Consider the following 21,868-nt stretch of genomic DNA (forward strand, 5'->3'; position numbering starts at 1 on the left):
CGGCGACCCGCGGTTCGGCGGCGAACGCCCCGGCGCGGACGGGCCCCACGGCGGCGCGGAGGGCGCGCACGGCCGCACGCAGGGCGCGCACGGCACGCACGGAGCGGACGGCGCGCGGGCGCATTCGTCCGGACGGAGGCGGGTCCTGTGACGGGACGCCACGGAAGAAGGGATTCGCGATGACCACGCACGCCGGCCGGTGGCCGGCTTCGCGCACGTCCGCGTCGGCGCAGGCGTCGGCGGGGAAGGGGACGGCGGCGGCGCGCGCGGCGCGCTCGGCGTTCCGGCCGCGCCGCATCGTCACCTCGCTGGTCGCGGCCGTGCTGCTGACCGCCGCCGGGACGATCACCGCCATCGAGGTGGTCTCGGGGGTGGCCGGGCATCCGGCCCGGCTCGTGCCGTACACGCGGGTGGCGGACTGGATGCGGCACACGTCCTGGACCCACTGGGGCGTGCTCGCGATCAGCGCCGGACTGGTGCTGGTCGGCCTGTGGTTCCTGCTGGCGGGGCTGATCCCCGGACGGCCCAGGGTGGTCCCGCTGCGCGGCGACGACCGGGACCTGGCGATGGCGGTCACGCGCGGCGGGTTCCGCAACGCCCTGGCCGCCGCGGCCGAGGACGTCCAGGACGCGTCGCGCGCGCAGGTCACGCTGAGGCGGCACCGGGTGAAGGTGTACGTCCACTGCCCGGCGCACGCGGTGGACGCGGTGTCCGAGCAGGTCAGGCGATCGGTCGCGGGCCGGCTGGAGGAGATCCGGCCGCTGGCGAGGTACAAGGTCGTGGTGAAGCCGCTGACCAGGAAGGGATGAGCGATGGACCGCCATGCCGCGCGCCTCAACCGCGTCCTGCTCGTCCTGACCGGGCTGCTGCTGGCGGCCGCAGGGGGAGCGGGCCTCGCGCTCGGGCTGCGCGCGTTCGGGAGCGCGCGGGCGCACCAGCCCGTCCTCAGCGGGCAGACGCGGCACTTCGCGACGGCGCACGGCTGGTACTGGCCCGTCGTCGCCGCCCTGGCCGTCCTCCTCGCGATCATCGGCATCGCCTGGCTGCTCGCGCAGGGCCGCTCCGACCGCATCGGCGGCGTCGTCCTCGACGAGGACGAGCACACCGGGAGGACCATCGTCCCCGCCGGGACGGTCGCGACGGCCCTCCAGGACGACATCGAGCGGGTCCCCGGCGTCCACGCGGCGCGGGTGCGGCTGTCGGGGAAGCCGTCCGCGCCGGCGGTGCGCGTGAACGTCGCCTACGACCGCCGCGCCGACCTGCTCGAACTGCGCGACCGCATCCGCGACTCGGCGTTCGCGCGGCTGCGGCACACGCTGGAGCTGGAGCGCGTGCCCGCCGTCGTCCGCCTGCGCCTGGTCACCGGGGACGAACGCCGCACCGTCGAGTGACTCCGCCCCATGCAGCGCCCGCCCCCGGGCTGATGACGGCGCGTCCGGTTTGCGCGATGATGCGCTGCCATGAGCGAAGAGATGGCAGGGAACGTGGCGGCGTTCGAGCAGACCGTCCGATCGACGATCGCCCTGGCGGAGACGTTCGGCGAGGCGGACTGGGACCGGCCGACCGAGCTGCCCGGGTGGACGGTCAAGGACATCGTGTCGCACCTGGTCGGCGTCGAGACGCTGATGGTGGGCGAGGACCCCGCGCCCGGCCACACGCTCCCGGAGGACCCGCCGCACGTGCGCAACGACCTCGGCCGGGCGATGGAGCCCGCGGTGGACCACCGGCGCGGCACGCCCGGCCCGCGGGTGCTGGCGGAGCTGCGCGCCGTCCTGGACCGGCGGATGGAACTGCTCCCGGCGATCGACCCCGACCGGCCCGCGATGCTCCCCATCGGCCGCGAGGGCACCTACACCGAGCTGATGGCGTTCCGCGCGTTCGACTGCTGGGCGCACGAGCAGGACATCCGGCGCGCCGTCGGACGTCCGGGCAACCTGGACGCTCCGGCGGCCGAGCGGACCCTCCGGATCGTCGAGCGCGGCCTGCCGATGATCGTCGCCAAGCGCGCCGCCGCGGCTCCCGGAACGTCCGTGACGTTCGAGGTCACCGGTCCTGTCGCGTTCACCCGGCACGTCACCGTCGGCCCGGACGGGCACGGCGCGTTCGCCGAGGCGCCCGGGGAGGACGCGACCGTGCTGCGGATGGACTGGGAGACCTTCCTGTGCCTGGTGACCGGACGCCGGGGCGCGGCGGAGGTGACGGTGGAGGTCCATGGGGACGAGGTGCTCGCCGGACGCGTCCTCGGGGCGATGGCTCTGGCACCTTGACGACAGCTTTGTCCGTGTCATCCCCAAAATCACCCATCTGGTGTCTAACGTAAGGGGTACCCGCTGACGTCGAAGGCGAAGTGGAGGTGCGCGCGCTTGCTTGAACACCAGGTGACCGTCGGCTCCCCGCGGGAGCCCTTCGACCGAGGGAGGCGCATTCTGGACCACTTCTCGACGGGCCCCTTCCACTGAGCGGCCCGAGCGGACCGGAGGCCGTGCCCAACCGCCATGACCTCCGGGACGCGACCCGTATTTCGCACTGTCCGGACGCCCGGGACGACCTCGTCGCCCCGGGCGTTCCCGCGTGTGACGCGGCCCACGGCCGCAGTGGGTTGGAAAATCCAACTGACGGCGCCACTCTTGGGTTGGGAAATCCAACCGAGGAGGCAGAACCATGCGTGACGCGGTGATCGTCGAAGCCGTCCGGACCCCGATCGGCAGGGGCAAGCCGAACGGCGCGCTGCACGGGGACCACCCGGTGGACCTCCTCGCGCGCACCCTGAAGGCGCTGGTCGAGCGCGCGGGCGTCGACCCGTCCGCCGTGGACGACGTGATCGGCGGCGTCGTGACCCAGGCCGGCGAGCAGGCCCTCAACCTCACCCGCAACGCCGTCCTCGCCGCCGGGTTCCCCGAGTCCGTCCCCGCCACGACCGTGGACCGGCAGTGCGGCTCGTCCCAGCAGGCCCTGCACTTCGCCGCACAGGGCGTGATCTCCGGCGCCTACGACGTGGCGATCGCGTGCGGCGTCGAGTCGATGTCCCGCGTCCCGATGGGCTCGGCCGTCCTGCCCGGCAGCGACCCGTTCGGCCCGATGCTGGGCGAGCGCTACCCGGAGGGCCTGGTCGGCCAGGGCATCAGCGCCGAGCTGATCGCCGCCCGCTGGAAGCTGTCCCGCGCCGAGCTGGACGCCTTCGCGACCGACTCCCACCGCCGCGCCGCCGCCGCCTGGGAGGAGGGCGCCTTCGACCGCGAACTGGCCTGGCCCGGACGCGACGAGTCGGTGCGTCCGGCCACCACCCCCGAGGTCCTCGCCGGCCTGAAGCCCGCCTACTACTACGAGGCGGCGGCCGAGCGCTTCCCGGAGATCGGGTGGAACATCACGGCGGGCAACGCGTCCCCGATCAACGACGGCGCCGCCGCCGTGCTGGTGATGAGCCGCGAGGCCGCCGAACGCCTCGGCGTCCGCCCCCGCGCCCGCTTCCACACCTTCGCCGTCGCGGGCGACGACCCGCTGCTGATGCTCACCGCGATCATCCCCGCGACCGCCAAGGCCCTGTCCCGCTCCGGCCTGGGCGTCGACGACATCGACCTGTTCGAGGTGAACGAGGCGTTCTCGCCGGTCGTCCTCGCCTGGCTCCGCGAGACCGGCGCCGACCCGGCCAGGACCAACGTCCGGGGTGGCGCCATCGCCCTCGGCCACCCGCTCGGCGCGAGCGGCGCCCGCATCATGACGACCCTCCTGCACGCCCTGGAGGACACCGGCGGACGCTTCGGCCTCCAGACCATGTGCGAGGCGGGCGGCCTGGCGAACGCCACCATCATCGAACGCCTCTGACCTCTGAGGGGACGCTCGTTCGTAACGCGCGGCCTGCCCCCCGGAGGCCGCCGCGCGGCCCCGGACCTGACCGGAAGGGAAATAGCATGAGGGGCATGCCGCCGAAGGAGGCCGACCCGAGGCCCTGCTCGATCGCCGACACCATGGAACTGATCGGCGAACGCTGGTCGATCCTGGTCGTCCGCGAACTCCTGCACGGCGTCCGGCGCTTCGACGGCATCGCCCACAACACCGGCGCGTCCCGGGACATCCTGACGGCGCGCCTGCGCAAACTCGAACGCTCGGGGATCCTCTACCGCGAGCGGTACAGCGACCGTCCGGTCCGGTACGAGTACCACCTCACCGAGGCCGGACGCGAGCTGGGCGACGTCCTGATGCTGCTGGTCAAGTGGGGCGACCGCCACATCAACCAGGACGACCCGCCCGTCGTGTGGACCCACTCCTGCGGCGCCGACCTCGTCCCCGAGGTCGTCTGCGCCGCCTGCGGCAAGCCCGCTCGCGAGGGCGCCCACTCCCCCCACGGCCGAGGCGTCCGCCCCACCTCCTAACGGAACCGGCTCTCGGCCTCCAGAAGGACGTCGGCGAGGAGTTCGGCGGACGAGGCGCTGACGAGCACGACACCCGTCGCACGCCAGACCGACCGGTCGTCCACGAAGACCTCCCAGTCCGGAAAGGCGTCGCGCAGCAGGCGCAGGAGCAGCGCGCGCCCGGTCACCCGGCGTCCAGCACGGCGAACACGACCTTGCCGCCACCCCCACGCGCGCGGACGCCCCAGGCCAGGGTCATCAGCTCGACCATGGCCAGCCCCCGCCCGGACGTCTCGTCCAGGGTGAGCGGCTGGACGACGGGCTGAGCGTCCGAGCCGTCCTCCACCTCGATCACCGGCCCCGCGTCCGAGAGCATCACCCGCACGGTGATCGGGTCACCCGGGTCACAGGCGTGCCGCAGCGCGTTGGTGACGAGCTCGGTGACGACCGTCCTCGCGAGATAGGCCAGGTCGGACGAGTAGTGGTGCGCGCCGAACCACCCGCCCACGAACTCCCGCACCTCCTTGACGGACTCCTCGCACGCCTCCACCACGACCCCGGCCGCCGCAGCCACGCACTGATCGTTTTCCCTGGTCATGTACGTCCCTCGCGATTTCCCTCACGCAGAGTTGCTGAATGTGACTCATCCAGCCACGAGGTGGCGTAGCGTTACGCGTCAACCGCACGGTGTGAACAACACAGTGACGTTCACTGTCGCGTCGCTGCCATCAGGAGAGGACGAGATGCCCCCACAGAAGAACGTCCCCGAGTTGATCGCCTTCGGCGAAGAAGTGAAGCGCCTGCGCCTCTCCGCAGGACTCAAGCAGCGAGAACTCGCCACGCTCACCAATGTCGCGCGCACGTACATCACCCAGGTCGAGCTGGGCAATACACGGTGCCGTCGCGACTTCGCCCAGCGGCTCGATCGTGCACTGCACAGTGGGACGGCGGTCATCACGGCATGGGACGACCTGCTCCAAGCGATCAAGGCGGCCCGGTATCCGGCGGCCTTCGGCAACTACCCGCACGCCGAGGCAACGGCGAGTTCACTGCGCTCGTTCGAGCAGCGCATCGTCGACGGCCTGTTCCAGACCGAGGCGTACGCGCGCGTCCTGCTCAAGGACGAGGACGACGTGCGGGCGCGCATGCAGCGGCAGAGTCTCCTGACCCGCACCCCTCCGCCGTCCATCTACTCCGTACTGGACGAGAGCGTCCTCTACCGCAAGGTCGGTTCGAACGAGATCATGCGTGAACAGCTCCAATTCCTGTACGAGTTGTCGCAGGCGGAAAACATCTGCCTCCAGATACTTCCGCCGATCTACGTCCGCAACCTGTGGACATCCTTTGGGGTGGCTACGCAAGCTGATCAAAAGCAGCTAGTGTACACAAAAAAGGCGTATGGCGGAGAGACGTCAAAGGACCCGGAAGATCTCGCCATGGTGTGCGAGACCTTCTCGCGTTTGCAGGCGATGTCCCTCAACGTCGTCGAGTCGCGCACGCGGATCAGAGAGGTGATTGAGGAGAGATGGACCTGAGCCGAGTGGTGTGGCGTAAGGCTTCCCGCAGTGACGAAATCGGCGACAAGTGCGTCGAGGTCGCCAGCATGCCTGGCTGGGCGGCACTGCGAGACAGCAAGAATCCTGAGGGCGGAGTTCTCCAGCTCGGCCCGGTCGGCCTCCGTGATCTCGTGGACTCCGTGAAGCGGAGGGGGTGACCAACGATGCCTCAGAGCTGGCGCGAGTGGCGGCGCAGCAGCCACAGCGGTCCCAATGGCGGCGAGTGCGTGGAGGTCAGTGCCGCCCCTGGCGCGTGGCGTAAGGCTTCCCGCAGCAATGAGATCGGCGACAACTGTGTTGAGGTGGCCGACGCGTCCAGTGCTGTTGCGCTTCGGGACAGTAAGGACCCTGACGGTGGGGTTCTTGTGTTGAGCCGGAAAGGGTTCGGGGCCGTGCTTGCGGCGGTCAGGGGGCGGTAGCGCCCTGGCCGCCGGTCAGCACTCGATGACGTTGACGGCGAGGCCGCCTCGGCTGGTCTCCTTGTACTTGTCGAGCATGTCGCGGCCCGTGTCCTTCATGGTCTTGATGGCGCGGTCCAGCGAGACGAAGTGCTTGCCGTCGCCGCGCAGGGAGATGCGGGCGGCGCTGATCGCCTTGATCGCGCCGACGGCGTTGCGCTCGATGCAGGGGACCTGGACGAGGCCGCCGACCGGGTCGCAGGTGAGGCCCAGGTTGTGCTCGATGCCGATCTCGGCGGCGTTCTCGACCTGCTCGGGGGACCCGCCGAGGACCTCGGCGAGGCCCGCGGCGGCCATCGAGCAGGCCGAGCCGACCTCGCCCTGGCAGCCGACCTCGGCGCCGGAGATGCTGGCGTTCTGCTTGAACAGGACGCCGACCGCCCCGGCGGTCAGCAGGAAGCGCACGACGCCCTCGTCGTCCGCGCCCGGGACGAACCGGTCGTAGTAGTGCAGGACGGCCGGGATGATGCCCGCCGCGCCGTTGGTGGGGGCCGTGACGATCCGGCCGCCTGCGGCGTTCTCCTCGTTCACCGCGAGGGCGAACAGGGTCACCCAGTCCATCGCGTGCAGCGGGTCGGTGGCCTTCTCGGCGACCAGCTTGCGGTGCAGCCGGGGCGCGCGGCGCGGCACCTTCAGGCCGCCGGGGAGCAGGCCCTCGCGGGAGCAGCCGCGGTCCACGCAGGCGCGCATGACGTGCCACAGCTCGACCAGCCCGGCCCGGATCTCGGCCTCGGAGCGGCCGAACGCCTTCTCGTTCTCCAGCATCAGCGCGGAGACCGACAGGCCCGTCTCGTGGCAGAGCTCCAGCAGCTCGGCGGCCGAGTCGAAGCGGTAGGGCAGGACGGTGTCGTCGGCCTTGATGCGGTCCGCGCCGGTCGCGTTCTCGTCCACGACGAACCCGCCGCCGACCGAGTAGTAGACCTTGGCGCGCAGCTCCTCGCCGTCGGCGTCGAACGCGGTGAAGCGCATGCCGTTCGGGTGGCCCGGCAGGGAGATCTTGCGCTCGAACACCAGGTGCTCGCCGACCACGAACGGCACCTGGTGCGAGCCGAACAGGTTCAGGGTCTTCGTCTCGCGGACGCGCGCCAGCCGCTCGTCCACGGTGTCCACGTCCACCAGTTCGGGCTTGTCGCCCTCCAGGCCGAGCATGACGGCCTTGTCGCTGCCGTGGCCCTTGCCGGTCAGGCCGAGCGAGCCGTACAGCACCGCCTGGACGGACGCCGTCCGCGCCAGCAGGCCGTCCTGCTCGAGGCCGCGCGCGAACCGGTGCGCGGCGGCCATCGGGCCCCCGGTGTGCGAGGACGACGGCCCGATGCCGATCTTGAAAAGGTCGAAGACGCTGATAGCCATGAAGGTTCTGCTACTCCGTTGTAGCGCGTGCGCGCCCCCGCCCGCCGTGGGCGGACGGGGGCGCGTCGATCACAGGTTCGGGTACAGCGGGTGCTTGTCGGCCAGGGCCTTCACCCGCGCGGCCAGCGCCGCCCGGTCGAACGACGGCTGCAGCGCCAGCGCGATGACGTCCGCGACCTCGCGGAAGTCGTCGGCGCCGAAGCCGCGGGTGGCCAGGGCCGGGGTGCCGATCCGCAGCCCGGACGTCACCATCGGCGGACGCGGGTCGTTCGGGACGGCGTTCCGGTTCACGGTGATGCCGATGTCGTGCAGGCGGTCCTCGGCGTCCCGGCCGGTCAGCTCGGAGTCGACCAGGTCGACCAGGACCAGGTGGACGTCCGTGCCGCCGGTCAGCACCTTCACGCCGGCCTTCGCCGCGTCGTCGCCGAGCAGCCGCTCGGCCAGGATGCGGGCGCCCTCCAGGGTGCGGCGCTGCCGGTCGGCGAACTCCTCCGACGCCGCGACCTTGAGCGCGACCGCCTTGGCGGCGATCACGTGCTCCAGCGGGCCGCCCTGCATGCCGGGGAACACGGCCGAGTTGATCTTCTTGCCGTACTCCTCCTTCGCCAGGATCAGGCCGCCGCGCGGACCGCCGAGGGTCTTGTGCGTGGTCGTCGTGACGATGTGGGCGTGCGGGACGGGCGAGGGGTGCAGCCCGGCGGCGACCAGGCCCGCGAAGTGGGCCATGTCCACCATGAGCAGCGCGTCAACCGAGTCGGCGATCTCGCGGAACCGGGCGAAGTCGAGCTGCCGCGGGTAGGCCGACCAGCCCGCCACGATCATCTTCGGCCGGTGCTCCCCGGCGAGGCGCGCGACCTCGTCCATGTCCACCCGGCCGTCGTCCTCGCGGACGTGGTAGGGCACCACGTTGAGGACCTTGCCGGAGTAGTTGAGCCGCATGCCGTGGGTCAGGTGGCCGCCGTGCGCCAGGTCCAGGCCCAGGATCGTGTCGCCGTGCTCCAGCAGCGCGAAGTACACGGCCGTGTTGGCCTGCGCGCCCGAGTGCGGCTGGACGTTGGCGAACTCGGCGCCGAACAGGGCCTTGGCCCGGTCGATGGCGAGCTGCTCGGTGACGTCCACGTACTCGCAGCCGCCGTAGTAGCGGCGGCCCGGGTAGCCCTCGGCGTACTTGTTGGTGAGGACCGTCCCCTGGGCCTCCAGCACCGCGACCGGCGTGAAGTTCTCCGAGGCGATCATCTCGAGGGTCGACTGCTGGCGGTGCAGCTCGTCGGCGACCGCGGCGGCGACCTCCGGATCGACCTCCGCCAGCGGCGCGTCGTGCGACGACGGGTGCGAGGACGGGTTCGACGTGGGGGAGGCCACGGTCAGGACTCCTCGGTGAGCTTGTTGTAGGCGTCGGCGTCCAGCAGGTCGCCGGGCTCGTCGGTGATCCTGACCTTGAAGATCCAGCCCTCGCCGTACGGGTCGTCGTTGATCACCTTGGGCTCGTCGATGACCGACGCGTTGATCGCGGTGATCTCGCCGGTGACCGGGGAGTAGAGCTCGCTGACGGACTTGGTGGACTCCACCTCGCCGCAGCTCTCGCCGGCCTCGACCGTCTCGCCCTCGCCCGGCTGGAGCTCGAGGAAGACGATCTCGCCGAGGGCGTCGGCGGCGTGCTGGGTGATGCCGACGGTGACGATGCCGTCCTCGTTGTCGAGGCCGGCGACCCACTCGTGCTCTTCGCTGTAACGGAGCTGCTCCGGAACGCTCACGGTTGTTCTCTCTCCAGGGTTTCAGGAACGCTTGTAGAAAGGCAGGGCGACGACGTCGACCGGCTCGTGCCGGCCGCGGACGTCCACGGCCAGCTCGGACGTGCCCTCGGGGACCGAGGCGTCCAGGTAGGCCATGGCGATCGGCCTGCCCAGTGTGGGCGACGGAGCGCCGCTGGTCACCACCCCGCACGGCGTGCCGTCCGGGCCGACGACCGCGTACCCCTTGCGGGGCGCCCTCCGCCCGCGGGCCACCAGTCCCACGAGCCTACGGCCTGCGGCGGCCTCCGCACGCGCGGCCAGCGCCGACCGCCCGACGAAGTCCCCGTTCTTCTCGAACTTCACCACCCGGCCGAGCCCCGCCTCGAACGGCGTGGTCTCGGTGGTCAGCTCGTTGCCGTAGAGCGGCATCCCGGCCTCCAGGCGCAGGGTGTCGCGCGCCGACAGCCCTGCCGGCACGACCCCCTCGACCTCGGCCAGGGTGTTCCACAGCTTCACCGCGTCGGCGGCGGCGACGAACAGCTCGAAGCCGTCCTCGCCGGTGTAGCCGGTGCGGGCGATCAGCGCGTCCGCCCCGGCCACCACGCCGGACAGGATGGCGTAGTACTTCAGGTCCGCGAGCGGCGCGTCGGTGAAGCGCAGCAGGATGTCCTGCGCGTCCGGGCCCTGGAGCGCGATCAGCGCGTAGGCGGCGGACCGGTCGTCCACCTCGGCCTCGAAGCCCTCGGCGCGCGCGGTCAGCGCGTCCAGGACGACCGAGACGTTGGCGGCGTTGGCCACGACCAGGTAGGTCTCGGCGGCCAGCCGGTAGACGATCAGGTCGTCCAGGACGCCGCCGTCCTCCCGGCAGATCATGGTGTAGCGGGCCTTGCCGACGGCCATCGGGGAGATGTTGCCGACCAGCGCGGCGTCCAGGGCGGCGGCGGCCTGCGGCCCGGTGACGAAGATCTCGCCCATGTGGGAGAGGTCGAACAGCCCGGCGGCGGTCCGGACGGCCTTGTGCTCGGCGGTCTCGCTCGCGTACCGGAGCGGCATGAGGTAGCCCGCGAAGTCGACGAGGTTCGCGCCCAGCGCGGCGTGGACGTCGTAGAGCGGCGTCTTCTTCGGAGTCGGATCGGCGGACATGGGTCTGGCTCCTTGGTCGCGGGGCGCGCGTGGACTTCCCGTCAATGGTCCCACTCGCGCACCGGGCGGCTCGGTGCCTCCCCCTCTGTCATCGGGCCTGAGAGTTTCACCCCGGGGCGCGGGGCTTTCACCTTCGGCGGAGGGCGCGGGACGCCCTCGCTTTCCAGAGGTCGCCTGGTCCGCGCGGTCCGTGGGGCCTGAGAGGTTCCGGGGAGGAGTTGCTCCTTCGGCGGCCACCGCTGGCGACGGGGGCACTCTCCCGCGCGGGATCAACGGCTGCCCGCAATGTACCAGCGCGCCCAGACCGCCTACCAGCCGAGTTGTTCCCTTTGTCCACCGGGGAGGATGTCGATCTAGAGGGGGGTCACGTAGGCGCCCGAGATGCCGCCGTCCACCAGGAACTCCGACGCGGTGACGAAGGACGCGTCGTCCGAGCCCAGGAACGCGACCGCCGCCGCGATCTCCTCCGGCTCGGCGAAGCGCCCGGCGGGGATGTGGACGAGCCGCCGGGCCGCCTTCTCCGGGTCCTTGGCGAACAGCTCCCGCAGCAGCGGCGTCGAGACCGGGCCGGGGCAGAGGGCGTTGACGCGGATGCCCTCGCGGGCGAACTGGACGCCCAGCTCCCGCGACATCGCCAGCACGCCGCCCTTGGACGCGGTATAGGAGATCTGCGAGGTCGCCGCGCCCATCACCGCGACGAACGACGCCGTGTTGATGATCGACCCCTTCCCCTGCTCCCGCATGTACGGGATCACGTGCTTGCAGCACAGGTAGACGCTGGTCAGGTTGACCTCCTGGACGCGGCGCCAGGCGTCCAGGCCGGTCTCCAGGATCGAGTCGTCGTCCGGCGGGGAGATGCCCGCGTTGTTGAACGCGACGTCGATCCGGCCGTAGGCGTCGTGGGCGGCCCGGAACAGCGCCCGCACGTCGTCCTCCGACGTGACGTCGGTCCGGACGAACAGCCCGCCGGTCTCCTCGGCCGCCTTCCGGCCGCCGGCCTCGTCCAGGTCGGCGACGACGACCCGCGCGCCCTCGGCGGCGAGCCGCCGGACGGTGGCCAGGCCGATGCCGCTCGCGCCGCCGGTGACGACGGCGGTGCGGCCCTCGAATCGCTGCACGCTACTCCTCCGTGGAGACGAAGACGTTCTTGGTGTCGGTGAAGGCGGCCAGGGCGTCCGGGCCCAGCTCGCGGCCGAGGCCGGACTGCTTGAAGCCGCCGAACGGGGTCCAGAAGCGGACCGAGGAATGGGAGTTGACCGACAGGTTCCCCGCCTCGACCGCCCGGGACATCCGGAAGGCGCGGCCGACGTCGCGAGTCCAGATCGACCCGGACAGGCCGTACGGGGTGTCGTTGGCGATCCGGACGGCGTCGGCCTCGTCCTCGAACGGGACGACGACCGCGACCGGCCCGAAGACCTCCTCGCGCCAGGCGGGCAGGTCGGTCACGCCGTCCCCGGCCAGGACGGTCGGCGGGTACCAGAACCCCTTGCCGGACGGGGCCCGGCCGCGGATCGCCACCAGCGGGCCGTCCGGGACGTAGCCGGCGACGCGGGCCCGGTGCGCGCCGGTGATCAGCGGCCCGACCTGCGTCCCCTCGTCCAGGGGATCACCCACGGCGACGGCCTGGACGGCCGGTTCGAGCAGTTCCATGAACCGGTCGTAGGCGGGGCGCTGGACGAGGATGCGGGAGCGGGCGCAGCAGTCCTGCCCGGCGTTGTCGAAGACCGCGCCGGGGGCCGTGGCGGCGGCCTTCTCCAGGTCGGCGTCCGCGAAGACGATGTTGGCGCTCTTGCCGCCGAGTTCGAGGGTGAGCCGCTTGACGCCCGCCGCGCACGCCGCCATCAGCTCCCGCCCGACGCGGGTGGAGCCGGTGAAGGCGATCTTCGCGACGTCCGGGTGCTCGGCGAGCCGCCGTCCCACGACGGGGCCCTCGCCGGGCAGGACGGTCACCACGTCGGCGGGCAGGCCGGCCTCCAGCGCCAGCTCCCCGACGCGCAGCGCGGTCAGCGGCGTCGCCTCGGCGGGCTTGACGATCACCGTGTTCCCGGCCGCCAGCGCCGGGGCCAGGCCCCAGCCGAGGATCGGCATCGGGAAGTTCCACGGGACGATCAGCCCGACCACGCCCAGCGGCTCGTGGAACGTGACGTCCAGCCCGCCCGGCACCGGGATCTGCCGCCCGGTCAGCCGCTCGGGCGCGGCGGAGTAGTAGTGCAGGACGTCGCGGAGGTTCCCGGCCTCCCAGCGGGCCTGCGCGACCGGGTGGCCGGCCTCGGCCACCTCCAGGCCGGCGAGCTCCCCGGCGTGGTCGTCCACCAGCTCGGCGAAGCGCCGCAGCAGCCGCGCCCGGTCGCCGGGGGAGACCCGCCGCCAGCCGTCGAACGCGCGCCGCGCCCGCCGGACGGCCAGGTCGGTCTCGGGGACCGACGCCATCGCCACGGACGTGATGATCTCCTCGGTCGCGGGGTTGACCAGGTCCAAGCGCGCACCTCTCCCGTCCGAACCGGCGTTCGCGGGCAACGGCGGGCCCCTTTCCTCGGTGAAGTCACAGTCGGAGTCGCGGGCTTCGCAGTCGCGGGCTGCGGAGTCACATGTCTCGGAGTCACATCGCTCGCGGTCACAGGCGTTCGAAGCCGCGGAACAACTCCCAGTCGGTGACGGCCCGGTCGAAGGCGTCCAGCTCCACGCGGGCGTAGTTGGCGTAGTGCTCCACGACCTCCTTGCCGAAGGCGTCGGCCGCGGCGGCGCTCGCCGACCAGCGGGCGGCGGCGTCGCGCAGCGACCGGGGGACCGCGGGCGCGTCGGAGGCGTAGGCGTTGCCCGTGTACGGCTCGTCCAGCGGCAGGCCGTGGTCGATGCCGTGCAGCCCGGCCGCGACCATCCCGGCGACGGCCAGGTAGGGGTTCACGTCGCCGCCGGGCGTCCGGTTCTCGATCCGCAGGGACGGCCCGTGCCCGACCAGGCGCAGCGCGCAGGTCCGGTTGTCCGGCCCCCACTTGATCGCGGTCGGCGCGAACGAGCCGGGCTGGTACCGCTTGTAGGAGTTGATCGTCGGCGCGTAGAGCAGGGTGAGGTCCGGCATCAGGGCCTGCTGGCCGGCGACGAAGGCCCGGCCGAGGTCCGACAGGCCGTGCTCGCCGTCCGGCGAGGCGAGGACGGGCCGCCCGTCGGCGTCCCGCAGCGACAGGTGGATGTGGCAGGAGTTGCCCTCGCGCTCGTTCGGCTTGGCCATGAACGTGACCGCCATGCCCTCCTGCGCGGCGATCTCCTTGGCGCCGGTCTTGTACAGGACGTGGTTGTCGCAGGTCGTCAGCGCGTCGGCGTAGCGGAAGGCGATCTCGTGCTGCCCGAGGTTGCACTCGCCCTTGGCGGACTCGACGTACATGCCCGCGCCCTCCATCGCGAGCCGGATCCGCCGCAGCAGCGGCTCGACCCGCGCCCCGCCGAGCAGCGAGTAGTCCACGTTGTACTGGTTCGCCGGGGTGAGGTCGCGGTACCCGCGGTTCCAGGCGTCCTCGTAGCTGTCGGTGTAGACGACGAACTCCAGCTCGGTGCCCGCGAACGCCGTCCAGCCGCGCTCGGCGAGCCGGTCGAGCTGGCGGCGCAGGATCTGCCGGGGGGACGCCGCGACGTCCGAGCCGTCCGGCCGGCCGACGTCGGCGTGCACGAGCGCCGCGCCCTCCTGCCACGGCAGCCGCCGCAGCGTCGCCAGGTCGGGCCGCATCACGAAGTCGCCGTACCCGCGCTCCCAGGACGACATCGCGTAGCCGTCCACGGTGTTCATGTCCACGTCCACGGCGAGCAGGTAGTCGCAGCCCTCCGAGCCGTGCCGGGCGACCTCGTCCAGGAAGTACCGCGCCGACAGCCGCTTGCCCTGGAGCCGCCCCTGCATGTCCGCGATCGCGATGGCGACGGTGTCGATCCGTCCGGCGGCGGCCTCGTCGCGCAGCTCGTCCAGGTCCATGCGGGCGCTCACCCGATCCCCTTCAGCTCGTCCTCGATGGCGGCCAGCTCCTCGGCGCTGCCCTGCACCTTCGGCCCGGTGAACCAGCGGCGCGCCGACAGCACCCACCACAGCGCCGCGCCGCCGAGGACGGCCGCGAGCGCGACCGGCGCGTAGTTGAAGCTGTCGGTGGTGATCGGATCGGCGGGCGGCAGCATGAACAGCACCGAGATCAGCACGACCCACAGCACCGCGACCGTCCCGATCGGACGGCTCCAGCGGCCGAGGTGCCACGGGCCGCGCTCGAACGCGTCGCCCTGCCGCAGCCGCAGGAACGTCGGGATCACGTAGGCGATGTAGAGCCCGATCACGGCGACGGACGTGACGGCGAGGTAGGCGGTGTAGTTCCACAGCGCGGGCAGCGCCAGCACGAACGCGCAGGCCGCGGCGAGCCAGATCGCGTTGGTGGGGGTGCGGGTGCGCGCGTTGATGCGGTGCCAGACGCCGGAGAGGGGCAGCGCGCCGTCCCGCGAGAACGCGTAGATCATCCGGGAGTTGGCGGTCACCGAGGCCATCCCGCAGAAGAACTGCGCGCCGAACGAGATGATGATCAGCACGTCCCCGAGGGACCGCCCGGTCGCGGACGTGAAGATCTGGGCGGGCCCCTCGGCGGCGGCCTTGGCGTAGTCGCCGATCGCGAACGTCATGCCGAGCAGCAGCAGCCAGCCCGCCACGATCGAGATCAGCACCGAGTTCACGATGCCGCGCGGCCCCGAGCGGGCCGCGTCGTGCGTCTCCTCGGTCATGTGCGCGGACGCGTCGTACCCCGTCAGCGTGTACTGCGACAGCAGCAACCCGATCAGCGCGGCGTAGAACCCGTACTGCCAGCCCGTCTGGTTCACGAACTTCGTGAACACGAACCCCGCGCTCTGGTGGTGGGACGGCTTGAACGCCAGCACCCCGAGGACGACCGCGACCCCGATGACGTGCCACCACACGCTGACGCCGTTCAGCAGCGCCACCAGCCGGACCCCGAACTGGTTGACGAGGGCGTGCACGACCAGCAGCACCGCGAACAGCAGGAACGTGTGGCCGGGCGACACCGCGTACCCGAACCGGTCGTCCAGCAGCGGGTTCAGGAAGGCGGCCGAGCCGTAGACGATCCCGGCCGTTACCGCGACCTGCCCGGTGAAGTTGAACCAGCCGGTGAACCAGGACCAGGCCGCGGCGTTGCGCGGGGCGAGCTTGGCGGCCCAGTAGTACAGGCCGCCCGCGGTCGGGTAGCTGGAGCAGACCTCGGCCATCGCGAGCGCGACCAGCAGCGTCATCACGCCGACGGCGGGCCAGCCCCAGGTGATCACCACCGGGCCGCCGCCCTTGAGGCCGATCGTGTAGGAGGTGAGGCAGCCGGTGAGCACCGAGATGATCGTGAACGAGACCGCGAAGTTGGCGAAGCCGGACATGGACCGCCGCAGCTCCTGGGCGTACCCCAGCTCGTGCAGGCGTCGTTCGTCGTCGGAGAGGGTCGGGGCGTGTTCGTCGAGGCTCACGGCGCCTCCTCGCGCGGGGTCGGCGCCCGTCGGTAAACGGGCTAATGTCAGACCATTAATGATTCTGCGGGGCGTCCCGTCAAGGGGCGGGGACCGAAGAATCCGCCGGTACCGTGGGGCCTGTGGAGGAGATCGCGACCGGCCGCACGCCGCCGGACGACCGCCCGCGCACGGCCCCGGACGACCCCGCGCCGGACGGCCCCGCGCGGACGCCGGGGGGTGACACGGCGCGGACGCCGCTCAGCGAGGCGGTGTTCCGGCCGGTCCGCGCGGGCAACGCGTTCGAGGAGACCGTCGAGCGGCTGCTCCAGGCGATCAAGCTCGGCGTGGTGGACCGGGGCGAGCGGCTGCCGCCCGAGCGCGAGCTGGCGCCGCTGCTCGGCGTCAGCCGGGTCACGCTGCGCGAGGCGATCCGCGTCCTCGCGCAGGAGGGGTACGTGGAGTCCCGGCGCGGACGGGCGGGCGGCACCTTCGTCACCTACCGGCGACCGCGCCCGAAGCGGACCGACCTGCGCCGCGCGCTCATCGCGATGGGCGACGACCTGCACGACACCCTGACCTTCCGGCTCGCCGTCGAGACCGGCGCGGCGCAGATCGCCGCGTCCACGCCCCTGACCGCCGGGCGGCGCGCCCTGCTCCGCGCCCGGCTGGACGACCTCAACGCCGCCGGGCCGGACGACTACCGGCGCCTCGACACCCTCTTCCACCTGACCATCGCCGAGCTGACCGGCTCGCCCACGCTCGTGGCCGCCTGCGCGGACGCGCGGATGCGGGTCACCGACCTGCTGAACGCGATCCCCGTGCTGGACGCCAACATCGCGCACGCCGCCGCGCAGCACGAGGCCATCGCCGGGGCCGTCCTCGCCGGCGATCCCGCCGCCGCCCGCCGGGCCGTCGCCGAGCACCTGGACGGCACCGCCGCCCTCCTGCGCGGCTTCCTCGCCTGACCACCTCGCGGTGCCTCGCCTGATCACCGCGGTGCCTCGCCTGACCGCCGCGGTGCCTCGCCTGACCGCCGCGGTGCCTCGCCTGACCGCCGCGGTGCCTCGCCTGACCGCCGCGGTGCCTCGCCTGACCGCCGCGGTGCCTCGCCTGACCGCCGCGGTGCCTCGCCTGATCAACGCGGTGCGGGGGCCGGGGATGTCCCCACCCGGCGGGGTATGGCGTTGTACGGGGTCGGCCACGGCCTTCTGACGTACCCTGGGTGGGTTGCTGGAGATCACCGGGAGGACGGGGAAGCGTGTTCTGGTTGGCGGGGGTGCTCATCCTGTTCTTCGGCCTGCTCGTGTCGATCGCCCTGCACGAGTTGGGCCACATGAGCTTCGCCAAGCTGTTCGGCGTGCGCGTGCCGCAGTTCATGGTGGGGTTCGGCCCGACGATGTGGTCCTTCCGGCGCGGTGAGACCGAGTACGGCGTCAAGTGGATCCCGCTCGGCGGCTACATCCGCATGATCGGGATGCTGCCGCCGCGCCGCGGCGACGCGCCCGGCCAGGTGCGGCAGGTGTCCACCGGCCCGTGGCAGGGGCTCATCGAGAACGCCCGCGGCGCGGCGCTGGAGGAGGTCCGGCCCGGCGACGAGGACCGGGTGTTCTACTCCAAGAAGTGGTGGCAGAAGCTGCTGATCATGTTCGGCGGCCCGGCCATGAACCTCGTCCTGGCGGTGCTGTTCTTCTCGATCCTGCTGATGGGGATCGGGCGGCAGACCCCGCAGCCGGTGGTCCAGTCGGTGTCCAAGTGCGTGGTGAGCGCGGGCCAGACCGTCACCGAGTGCCCCCCGAGCGCGCCGCTCACGCCCGCCGCGCAGGCCGGGCTGCGGGCCGGCGACCGGATCACCGCGTTCGACGGCCACAAGATCACCTCGTACGGCCAGCTGCAGCGGCTGATCCGCGACTCGGCGGGCCGGACGGTCACCCTCGACATCCGCCGCGACGGGCACGACATCCGCGCCACGGCCCCGATCATCCGCAACAAGATGGTCGATCTGGACAACGTCGACAAGACCGTCGAGGTCGGCTTCCTCGGCATCACGCCCACCGAGCCGTTCGTCCGGACGGGCCCGGGCGCGGTCGCCAGCACCATGGGCGACATGACCGGGCGCACCGTCCAGGCGCTGGTGAACATGCCGCAGAAGATGGTCGGCATCTGGAAGGCGGCGTTCAGCGACGAGAAGCGCGACCCGAACGGCCCGGTCGGCGTCGTCGGGGTGAGCCGGATGGGCGGCGAGGTCGCCGCGTCCAAGAACCTCACCACCCTGCAGAAGGTCAGCGCGTTCATCGGGCTGCTCGGCTCGCTGAACCTCGCCGTCGGCCTGTTCAACCTCATCCCGCTGCTGCCGCTGGACGGCGGCCACATGGCGGGCGCGCTGCTGGAGGCGCTGAAGAAGGGCTTCGCGCGGCTGACCCGCCGTCCCGACCCCGGCTACGTGGACGTCGCCAAGGCGCTGCCGGTGACCTACGTGATGGCGGCCGTGCTGATCGTCATGGGCGGCCTGCTGATCTACGCCGACCTGGTCAACCCCATCAAGCTCAGCGGCTGACCCGCGCGCCGCGCGGGACGTGGGGACCGCGGGCCCGCCGCCCATCCGCGCCGGACCCGCGGCCGTCCACCCGTCCTACCCGCGACGGTCAGATCCCAACGGGCATCTCGCCGGTCTTCACGAAGTCGCGCAGCGCCGCCAGGTAGGGGGCGATGTCCAGGCCCTGCTCGGCCAGCCACGCGTCCGAGCAGTAGGTGTGCCGGTACCGCTCCGCGCCGTCGCAGATCAGGGTGACCACGCTGCCGCGCTGCCCGGTGCGGCGCATCTCGGCGATCAGCTCGCACACGCCCCACATGTTCGTGCCGGTGGAGCCGCCGGTGTTGCGGCCGGTCACCTCGTTCGTCCAGCGCATCGCCGCGACCGACGCCGCGTCCGGCACCTGGATCATGCGGTCGATCACGGTCGGCAGGAAGGACGGCTCGACCCGCGGCCGGCCGATGCCCTCGATCCGCGAGCCGGGCGCGGTGCGGGAGGTGTCGCCGTCCTGGAACGCGCCGAAGAACGCCGAGCCCTCCGGGTCCACCACCGCGACCCGCGTCTGGAACCGCCGGTACCGGACGTACCGCCCGATCGTCGCGGACGTGCCGCCCGTCCCCGCGCCGACCACGATCCAGGCGGGCTCGGGGTAGCGCTCCAGCTCGAGCTGCTCGAAGATCGACGCGGCGATGTTGTTGTTGGCCCGCCAGTCGGTGGCCCGCTCGGCGTAGGTGAACTGGTCCATGAAGTGCCCGCCGCACTCGGCGGCCAGCCGCCGCGACTCGGCGTAGATCGTCGTCGGGTCCTCCACCAGGTGCGGGCGGCCCCCGTAGAACTCGATCAGCTCGATCTTCTCCGGGCTGGTGGACGCGGGCATCACCGCGACGAACGGCAGCCCGAGCAGCCGCGCGAAGTACGCCTCCGACACCGCCGTCGAGCCGGACGACGCCTCGATGATCGTCGTGCCCTCCCGGATCCAGCCGTTCGCCAGGCCGTAGAGGAACAGCGAGCGGGCCAGCCGGTGCTTCAGCGACCCGGTCGGGTGGACCGACTCGTCCTTGAGGTACAGGTCGATGCCCCACTCCGGCGGGAGCGGGAAGACGTGCAGGTGCGTGTCCGCACTGCGGTTGGCGTCGGCCTCGACCTTCCGGACCGCCTCGGCGATCCAGACCCGGCAGACCGGGTCGACGTGCTCCACGTTGCGGCTCACGGTGCGCTCCCCTCGGATGTGATCTTCATTGATCATCCTGCCGTCTCACGATATCGCCGCAGATCACGGGGCATGATGGGGATACGGGGGGTGCATGGCCGACTTCTTCACGCGGCGGATCGTCGAGACCGGGCGGCTGCCGCTGTTCTGCTTCTTCGTGGCGTTCATCGTCACGTTCGTCTTCACCCGGGTCAACGTCCGGCTGATCCGCGCGAACGTGCGCTGGTGGTTCCGCAACGTCAAGGCCGGTGACGTGCACATCCACCACGTGGTGTTCGGCGTGGTGCTGATGCTGCTCGGCGGCGTCGCGGGGTTCGCGCTGCCGGAGGCGCGGGCGTGGCCGAACGTCGTCGCCGCGGGCGTCTTCGGCATGGGCGCGGCCCTGGTGCTGGACGAGTTCGCGCTCATCCTGCACCTGCAGGACGTCTACTGGACGGAGAAGGGCCGCGCCTCGGTGGACGCGGTGTTCGTCGCGATCGCCGTGACCGGGCTGCTGCTGCTCGGCGTCCACCCGCTCGGGCTGACCGGCATCCAGCAGCCCCAGCCGAGCGAGGACGTCACCCGCCCGGTGCTGCTGGTGGTCTACGTGGCGTCGGTGACCGCGAACCTCGGGCTCGCGGTGGTCGCGCTGCTCAAGGGCAAGATCTGGACCGGCCTGCTCGGCCTGTTCGTGCCCGCGCTGCTGGTGTTCGGCGCGATCCGGGTGGCGCGGCCCGGCTCGCCCTGGTCGCGCTGGCTGTACGCGCCGGGCTCGCGCAAGTACCGGCGGGCCGTCCGGCGCGAGGAGCGCTACCGGCGGCCGATCATCCGCGCCAAGATCTGGATCCAGGAGTTCATCGCCGGACGGCACGACCTCATCCCGCCCGAGGCGCGCCGCCGCCGCTCCGCCACCGGCCGCACCGGCGACCCCGCCGTCTCCGACCGCCGCCCCCGCCGCCGCCCCCCACCCTGACCCCACCGCCCCCGGCCCTGAGGCCGCTGCGCGCCGTTCAGCCTGTCGGCTGCGGCCTGGGGTCAGTCGGAGACCTCGGGGGCCAGGGCTCGGACGGTCTCGATGGTGTCGGCCTCGGCGGCGCTCTTGTCGGGGCGGTAGCGCAGAACGCGGGCGAACCGCAGCGCCAGCCCGGCCGGGTACCGGGGGCTCGTCTGGAGGCCGTCGAAGGCGATCTCGACGACGAGCTCGGGCCGGACGTGGACGATGTGCGCGTCCTCCCGGACGGCGAGCGCGCGCAGCTTCTCGGTCTGCCAGGCGAGCAGTTCGTCGGTGAGGCCCTTGAAGGTCTTGCCGAGCATCACGAACCCGCCGGTCTCCGGGTCGCGCGCGCCGAGGTGCAGGTTGGACAGGTAGCCGCGGCGGCGGCCGTTGCCCCACTCGACGGCCAGCACGACCAGGTCGAGGGTGTGCCGCGGCTTCACCTTGATCCAGCCCGCGCCGCGCCGTCCGGCCGCGTAGGGCGTGCCGGGGGCCTTCACCACGACGCCCTCGTGCCCGAGCGCGAGCGCGTCCGCGAAGACCTTCTCGGCCTCGGCGACGTCCGCGGTGACCGTGCGGGGCATCAGCAGCGCCGCCGGGACCGCCCCGATGAGCGCCGCGTGCCGGTCGGCGTCGGGACGGTCGAGCAGGTCGACGCCGTCCAGCCGCAGCACGTCGAACAGGAACAGCGACAGCGGGACCCGCGGGCCGTCGCCGCGGGTGCGGGTGGCCGTCCGCGCGGCGGTGACCTGGAAGGGGTGCGGGCGGCCGTCGTCGCGCAGCGCGATCAGCTCGCCGTCGAACACCGCGTCCCGGACGGGCAGCTCGCGCACCGCGGCGGTGACCTCCGGCAGCCGGTCCGTGATCTCGTCGAGGGTGCGGGTGAACACCCGCGCCTCGCCGTCGCGGACGTGGATCTGGGCGCGGATGCCGTCGAGCTTCCACTCCACCGCCGCCGGTCCGTCGATCTTGGCGAGCGCGTCGGCGACCGTCGGCGCGGACGCGGCGAGCATCGGCCGCACCGGACGCCCGACCTCCAGCACGAACGCGCGCAGCGCGGCCGGCCCGCCGCCCGCGGCCTCGTCCGCGAGCGC

The 21,868-nt window shown here is 72.2% G+C and carries 23 protein-coding genes and 2 riboswitches; of the genes, 11 read left to right on the plus strand and 12 right to left on the minus strand.

Translation table 11 applies throughout. The annotated features are described in order from the left end of the window. Nucleotides 1-179 precede the first annotated feature (179 nt). The 5 genes from DZF91_RS17445 (at nucleotide 180) to DZF91_RS17465 (ending at nucleotide 4,370) form a co-directional block, all read left to right on the plus strand. A complete protein-coding gene (locus DZF91_RS17445; protein ID WP_147341188.1) occupies nucleotides 180-809 on the plus strand; it encodes a DUF6286 domain-containing protein in 630 nt (209 codons plus the stop codon). A 3-nt stretch (nucleotides 810-812) separates the two neighbouring features. Continuing rightward, a complete protein-coding gene (amaP, locus tag DZF91_RS17450; RefSeq protein WP_117358517.1) occupies nucleotides 813-1,391 on the plus strand; it encodes an alkaline shock response membrane anchor protein AmaP in 579 nt (192 codons plus the stop codon). A gap of 69 nt (nucleotides 1,392-1,460) precedes the next feature. Further along, on the plus strand, nucleotides 1,461-2,267 hold the full coding sequence (locus tag DZF91_RS17455; RefSeq protein WP_117358518.1) for a maleylpyruvate isomerase family mycothiol-dependent enzyme: 807 nt from the start codon (nucleotides 1,461-1,463) through the stop codon (nucleotides 2,265-2,267). A 394-nt stretch (nucleotides 2,268-2,661) separates the two neighbouring features. Next, nucleotides 2,662-3,822, plus strand: coding sequence for a thiolase family protein (locus DZF91_RS17460; protein WP_117358519.1), 1,161 nt, complete (start codon nucleotides 2,662-2,664; stop codon nucleotides 3,820-3,822). A 95-nt stretch (nucleotides 3,823-3,917) separates the two neighbouring features. Continuing rightward, complete coding sequence (locus tag DZF91_RS17465) at nucleotides 3,918-4,370, plus strand: winged helix-turn-helix transcriptional regulator (RefSeq protein WP_117358520.1); 453 nt, start codon at nucleotides 3,918-3,920, stop codon at nucleotides 4,368-4,370. On the opposite strand, the gene DZF91_RS39865 is transcribed toward DZF91_RS17465, so the two are convergent. Both DZF91_RS39865 and DZF91_RS17470 read right to left on the minus strand, forming a co-directional pair. Next, nucleotides 4,367-4,537 carry a hypothetical protein gene (locus DZF91_RS39865; protein WP_158587964.1) on the minus strand — a complete coding sequence of 57 codons (171 nt, stop codon included), beginning with the start codon at nucleotides 4,535-4,537 and terminating at the stop codon, nucleotides 4,367-4,369. The genes DZF91_RS17465 and DZF91_RS39865 overlap by 4 nt on opposite strands. Beyond that, nucleotides 4,534-4,923 (minus strand): ATP-binding protein, encoded by a 390-nt coding sequence (locus DZF91_RS17470; RefSeq protein ID WP_158587965.1) that lies wholly within the window; start codon nucleotides 4,921-4,923, stop codon nucleotides 4,534-4,536. Before DZF91_RS17470 ends, DZF91_RS39865 begins: the two co-directional genes overlap by 4 nt. A 115-nt stretch (nucleotides 4,924-5,038) precedes the next feature. Between DZF91_RS17470 and DZF91_RS17475 the strand changes: the two genes are divergently transcribed. Genes DZF91_RS17475 through DZF91_RS17485 form a run of 3 tightly spaced genes read left to right on the plus strand, consistent with a single transcriptional unit; the run spans nucleotide 5,039 to nucleotide 6,324 of the window. Further along, a complete protein-coding gene (locus DZF91_RS17475) occupies nucleotides 5,039-5,884 on the plus strand; it encodes a helix-turn-helix domain-containing protein (RefSeq protein ID WP_158587966.1) in 846 nt (281 codons plus the stop codon). After that, nucleotides 5,875-6,063: a DUF397 domain-containing protein gene (locus DZF91_RS17480; protein ID WP_117358523.1), complete on the plus strand. Its 189-nt coding sequence runs from the start codon at nucleotides 5,875-5,877 to the stop codon at nucleotides 6,061-6,063. The genes DZF91_RS17475 and DZF91_RS17480 overlap by 10 nt, the downstream gene beginning before the upstream one ends. 6 nt (nucleotides 6,064-6,069) lie before the next feature. Continuing rightward, the gene (locus DZF91_RS17485; protein ID WP_117358524.1) at nucleotides 6,070-6,324 is read left to right on the plus strand and encodes a DUF397 domain-containing protein; all 255 of its coding nucleotides are present in this window, start codon (nucleotides 6,070-6,072) and stop codon (nucleotides 6,322-6,324) included. Nucleotides 6,325-6,339: 15 nt separating this feature from the next. On the opposite strand, the gene DZF91_RS17490 is transcribed toward DZF91_RS17485, so the two are convergent. The 8 genes from DZF91_RS17490 to DZF91_RS17525 all read right to left on the minus strand — a co-directional run bounded on the left by DZF91_RS17490 (nucleotide 6,340) and on the right by DZF91_RS17525 (nucleotide 16,079). Beyond that, nucleotides 6,340-7,713: an L-serine ammonia-lyase gene (locus DZF91_RS17490; protein WP_117358525.1), complete on the minus strand. Its 1,374-nt coding sequence runs from the start codon at nucleotides 7,711-7,713 to the stop codon at nucleotides 6,340-6,342. A 69-nt stretch (nucleotides 7,714-7,782) separates the two neighbouring features. Further along, nucleotides 7,783-9,021, minus strand: a complete 1,239-nt coding sequence (locus DZF91_RS17495; RefSeq protein ID WP_117358534.1) for a serine hydroxymethyltransferase — start codon at nucleotides 9,019-9,021, stop codon at nucleotides 7,783-7,785. 56 nt (nucleotides 9,022-9,077) lie between these two features. Further along, nucleotides 9,078-9,467 carry a glycine cleavage system protein GcvH gene (gene gcvH, locus DZF91_RS17500; RefSeq protein ID WP_117358526.1) on the minus strand — a complete coding sequence of 130 codons (390 nt, stop codon included), beginning with the start codon at nucleotides 9,465-9,467 and terminating at the stop codon, nucleotides 9,078-9,080. A gap of 21 nt (nucleotides 9,468-9,488) precedes the next feature. Then, complete coding sequence (gene gcvT / locus DZF91_RS17505) at nucleotides 9,489-10,589, minus strand: glycine cleavage system aminomethyltransferase GcvT (RefSeq protein WP_117358527.1); 1,101 nt, start codon at nucleotides 10,587-10,589, stop codon at nucleotides 9,489-9,491. A gap of 82 nt (nucleotides 10,590-10,671) precedes the next feature. After that, nucleotides 10,672-10,759, minus strand: a riboswitch (glycine riboswitch). Nucleotides 10,760-10,763: 4 nt separating this feature from the next. Continuing rightward, a riboswitch (glycine riboswitch) is annotated at nucleotides 10,764-10,861 on the minus strand. A gap of 81 nt (nucleotides 10,862-10,942) precedes the next feature. Then, the gene (locus DZF91_RS17510) at nucleotides 10,943-11,707 is read right to left on the minus strand and encodes a 3-oxoacyl-ACP reductase (protein ID WP_117358528.1); all 765 of its coding nucleotides are present in this window, start codon (nucleotides 11,705-11,707) and stop codon (nucleotides 10,943-10,945) included. 1 nt (nucleotide 11,708) lies between these two features. After that, nucleotides 11,709-13,067, minus strand: a complete 1,359-nt coding sequence (locus DZF91_RS17515) for an aldehyde dehydrogenase family protein (RefSeq protein WP_117358529.1) — start codon at nucleotides 13,065-13,067, stop codon at nucleotides 11,709-11,711. Between the two features lie 136 nt (nucleotides 13,068-13,203). After that, nucleotides 13,204-14,550: a glutamine synthetase family protein gene (locus DZF91_RS17520; protein ID WP_117358530.1), complete on the minus strand. Its 1,347-nt coding sequence runs from the start codon at nucleotides 14,548-14,550 to the stop codon at nucleotides 13,204-13,206. A gap of 8 nt (nucleotides 14,551-14,558) precedes the next feature. Then, nucleotides 14,559-16,079 carry an amino acid permease gene (locus DZF91_RS17525; RefSeq protein ID WP_235834367.1) on the minus strand — a complete coding sequence of 507 codons (1,521 nt, stop codon included), beginning with the start codon at nucleotides 16,077-16,079 and terminating at the stop codon, nucleotides 14,559-14,561. Nucleotides 16,080-16,330: 251 nt separating this feature from the next. On the opposite strand from DZF91_RS17525, the gene DZF91_RS17530 reads away from it, so the two are divergent. Further along, nucleotides 16,331-17,026 carry a FadR/GntR family transcriptional regulator gene (locus tag DZF91_RS17530; protein ID WP_235834370.1) on the plus strand — a complete coding sequence of 232 codons (696 nt, stop codon included), beginning with the start codon at nucleotides 16,331-16,333 and terminating at the stop codon, nucleotides 17,024-17,026. A 293-nt stretch (nucleotides 17,027-17,319) separates the two neighbouring features. Continuing rightward, a complete protein-coding gene (locus DZF91_RS17535; RefSeq protein WP_199486707.1) occupies nucleotides 17,320-18,615 on the plus strand; it encodes a M50 family metallopeptidase in 1,296 nt (431 codons plus the stop codon). Between the two features lie 88 nt (nucleotides 18,616-18,703). On the opposite strand, the gene cds1 is transcribed toward DZF91_RS17535, so the two are convergent. Further along, nucleotides 18,704-19,801 (minus strand): L-cysteine desulfhydrase Cds1, encoded by a 1,098-nt coding sequence (gene cds1, locus DZF91_RS17540; protein WP_235834368.1) that lies wholly within the window; start codon nucleotides 19,799-19,801, stop codon nucleotides 18,704-18,706. Between the two features lie 94 nt (nucleotides 19,802-19,895). Between cds1 and DZF91_RS17545 the strand changes: the two genes are divergently transcribed. Beyond that, nucleotides 19,896-20,753 (plus strand): hypothetical protein, encoded by an 858-nt coding sequence (locus tag DZF91_RS17545; protein WP_117358532.1) that lies wholly within the window; start codon nucleotides 19,896-19,898, stop codon nucleotides 20,751-20,753. A 62-nt stretch (nucleotides 20,754-20,815) separates the two neighbouring features. Here the strand turns inward: DZF91_RS17545 and DZF91_RS17550 are convergent. Beyond that, nucleotides 20,816-21,868, minus strand: a 1,053-nt coding sequence (locus tag DZF91_RS17550; protein ID WP_117358533.1) for an ATP-dependent DNA ligase, incomplete at its 5' end; no start/stop codon positions are given.

Source organism: Actinomadura logoneensis, from assembly GCF_003428695.1.
Taxonomy (GTDB): Bacteria; Actinomycetota; Actinomycetes; order Streptosporangiales; family Streptosporangiaceae; genus Spirillospora; species Spirillospora logoneensis.